Genomic DNA, 3455 nt, shown 5'->3' on the forward strand with positions numbered 1-3455 from the left:
CTTTTCAGACGGCCTTTCCCACAAAAAAGCCGTCTGAAAACTGCCCGCCGCCATGAAAACCGCCGCCCATATCCTGCTCGCCCTTATCAGTCTCGCCTATCCGCTCTTGTGGTATTACGGGCGGGAACACGGCGCGTTTTACTGGCTGGCCGCCGCCATGTGCGGCCTGTGGCTGATTCGCGCCCTTATTCAGAAAACCGCCGCACAACGCCGTATTTCATGGCTTTTGGCCGCTTTTTTCGCCGCCGTGTTGGTTTTCAGACGGCCTGATTCGATGTATTGGTATCCCGTCGCCGTCAGCGGCCTGATGCTCGCCGCATTCGGCGGCAGCCTGTTTGCAGGGCAAACCCTCATCGAACGCCTCGCACGCCTGCAGCACCCGGATCTGCCGCCCGAAGGCGTACGCTACACCCGCCGCGTTACCCAAATCTGGTGCGGCTTTTTCATCTTCAACGGTACCGCCGCCGCACTCTTGGCTTTGTCGGAACAATACGACTGGTGGGCGGTTTACACCGGTATCGTTTCGTATGGCCTGATGGGGATTTTGTTTGCGGGGGAGTGGGTGTATCGGAAACGGGTGTTGAAGATTTGATGCCGTCTGAAAACCTATGCCGTAGGTCGGGCACTTTTGCCCGACATTGGCTGATGTACCGGAAACGTATCAGAACCTCAACAAATTGTCGGGCAAAAGTGCCCGACCTACGGGTTGCTGCTTATCGGTATGATTTCATTTGATCTGATGGGATTAATGTTTGCAGAAATGTAAGGATGAGAAGTGTGGAAGATTTGATGCCGTCTGAAAACCTATGCCGTAGGTCGGGCATTCTTGCCCGACATTAGTTGGCGTGCCGGAAACGTATCAGAACCTCAACAAATTGTCGGGCAAAAGTGCCCGACTTACGGGTTGCTGCTTATCGGTATGATTTCATTTGATTTGAGGGGTAAATATGGATTACCGCAGATTCTATCGAAACGGCGGCCTTTATTTCTTTACCGTTAATTCTTACCAACGCCGCCCGATTCTGACCCGAGCGGATATCCGCAGCACCTTGCGGGAAGCCGTGCAAAAAGTCAGACAAAATTATCCTTTTGAAATTCAAGCATGGGTATTATTACCGGATCATCTGCATACTATTTGGCAAATGCCCGAAGCCGACGCTGATTTTTCCGTACGCTGGAATCAAATCAAACGCCATGTTACTTTTCATTGCGGCAAACAATATGCAGACGGCCATATTTGGCAAAACCGCTTTTGGGAACACCATATTCGGGACGAACAGGATTTTGCCAATCATTTTGACTACATCCATTGGAATCCGATGAAACACGGCTATGTCCGCAGTATCGCCGACTGGCCGTATTCGACCTTTCACCGCCATGTCAAAGCCGGTATTTACCCGCCTGACTGGTGTGGCGGAAACCTTAATTTTACTGTGGCACATGATTGATTCTGGAGTAATAAAATATCGGGCATACCGAAAACGTAGCAGAACCCCTGCAAATTGTCGGGCAAAAGTGCCCGACCTACAACTGCGGGGGAATGGGTGTATCGGAAACGGGTGTTGGAGATTTGAAGGCCGTCAGCCGTAGTTTTTTATTTTATTTCACTATATAGTTAAATTCCTAGCCGTAGGTCGGGCATTCTTGCCCGACAAATCATTATCACACCTGAACATATTGGATACCAAACGTCGGGCAAGAATGCCCGACCTACAACCGAAAAACTCAATCATTCCCGCCATGACCCCGTTAACCCAAATCCTCAACCCAACCCTGCCCGCCGACGATTTAATCGCTGTTTCCCCCGCATGGACGCGTGCGGAGTTCAACCGGGCGGTGTTTGCGCTGTCCGGCCGTCTGAAAAACGGTGGTATTCAAACCGCCGCCCTATGGTTTGACGATGCGGCGCAGTTTGCCTGCGCGCTTTTGGCGGTGTGGCACGCGGGGGCGGAGGCGCGGCTGCTGCCGAATACGGCGGCGGAGAATATTGCTTGGGCGGCGGCTGCGGATGTGGTGCTGACGGATGCGGCGGCGGTATTTGCCGGCGGAAATTCAGACGGCCTCAAGCTGTGGCGCGTGGAAGAAAATCCTGCCATGCCGTCTGAAACGCCTGCCGGTTACCGCATTGCGCCGACCGCACGCGCCTGTTTGAAAACGTCCGGTTCGAGCGGAGAGGCGCAGATTGTGGTGAAAACCGCCGCACAGATGGAGGCGGAAGCGCTGGCTTTGGCGGCTGCCGTTCCGTTTGCGCAACAGGGTTTGCACGTTGTCGGCAGCGTGTCGCCGCAGCATATGTACGGTTTGACTTTCCGCTTTGCATTGGCGCTGACTTTGGGTTGGACGACGGTGCGTGCACAGACGGTTTATCCCGAAACGCTGCTGGCGGCGACGGCGGCGCAGGATTTGTGCGTTTGGATTGCTAGCCCCGCGCTGCTCAACCGCTTGGGTGCGGGGCGCAACTGGGCGGCGGTGCAAGGGAAAATCGCGGGCATTGTGTCGGCGGGCGGTGCGTTGCCGCAGGCGGCGGCGGATGTGCTGGCGCAATATGCGGTCAGGCCGTATGAAATCTACGGCAGCACCGAAACGGGCGTGATTGCGTCGCGGCAGGACGGCGGGCTGTGGCAGCCGTTTGCCCAAGCCGCCGTTATGCAACAGGACGACGGCACTTTGGCGGTAGAATCGCCGTGGACGCAGGGGCTGTGGCGCAGCGCCGATGCGATTGAAACGGATCATCTTTCAGACGGCTTTATCCTGCTCGGCCGCCAAGACCGTGTGATGAAGTTTGAAGACAAGCGCGTATCGCTCGTCCAAATCGAACATCTGCTGCTGCAACACGAATGGATTGCCGATGCGCATTGCGCGCCGCACCCGCTTCGGCGGCGTCCGGCGGTGTGGGCGGCATTGTCCGGGGCGGGTATTGCGGCCTTGCGCGAACAAGGCCGCGCCGCCGTTGCCGACACCCTGCGCCGCTGCCTGGCGGCCTCTTTGGACAAGGCGGTGCTGCCGCGTTTTTGGCGTTTTACCGATGCTTTGCCGCGCAACGCGCAATCGAAAATCGCCGCCGCTGATTTCCAGACGGCCTTTACCAGGGCACAAACCGCGCCTGTGTGGACGGAGAGGCCGTCTGAAAACCATCATGGGGGCGTACGGATATTCGGCGGCCGGATTCCGTTGGACTTGACTTATTTCGGCGGTCATTTCGCCAAATTTCCATTAGTGCCCGGCGTAGTGGAATTACAATGGGTGCGTGATTTGGCGGCCCGTTTCGAATGGGGCCGGCAGGCGGTTGTCCGCGTGGAAAATTTGAAATTCCAGCAATTCGTGCGTCCGCATGACGAAATCGTGCTGACGCTGCAATACGATGAAGAGAAAAACAAAGCCGTGTTTAAAATCAGCAACGGCGAAGGCGCAAGCTGCGCTTCGGGGCGGCTGGTGTTTGGTGTGTTTGAGGCCGT

At 56.1% G+C, this 3455-nt stretch carries 3 protein-coding genes; all 3 read left to right on the forward strand.

Annotated features, from left to right (window positions below):
• Window positions 1-52: 52 nt before the first annotated feature.
• A complete protein-coding gene (locus BDE01S_RS09260; RefSeq protein WP_066080622.1) occupies window positions 53-592 on the forward strand; it encodes a COG4648 family protein in 540 nt (179 codons plus the stop codon).
• Window positions 593-947: 355 nt separating this feature from the next.
• Window positions 948-1448: an REP-associated tyrosine transposase gene (locus tag BDE01S_RS09265; RefSeq protein ID WP_066080625.1), complete on the forward strand. Its 501-nt coding sequence runs from the start codon at window positions 948-950 to the stop codon at window positions 1446-1448.
• Window positions 1449-1740: 292 nt separating this feature from the next.
• Window positions 1741-3455 (forward strand): ApeI family dehydratase (locus tag BDE01S_RS09270; RefSeq protein ID WP_066080627.1); only part of this gene is annotated, 1715 nt, incomplete at its 3' end.

Source organism: Bergeriella denitrificans NBRC 102155 (genome assembly GCF_001592185.1).
Classification (GTDB): domain Bacteria; phylum Pseudomonadota; class Gammaproteobacteria; order Burkholderiales; family Neisseriaceae; genus Neisseria; species Neisseria denitrificans.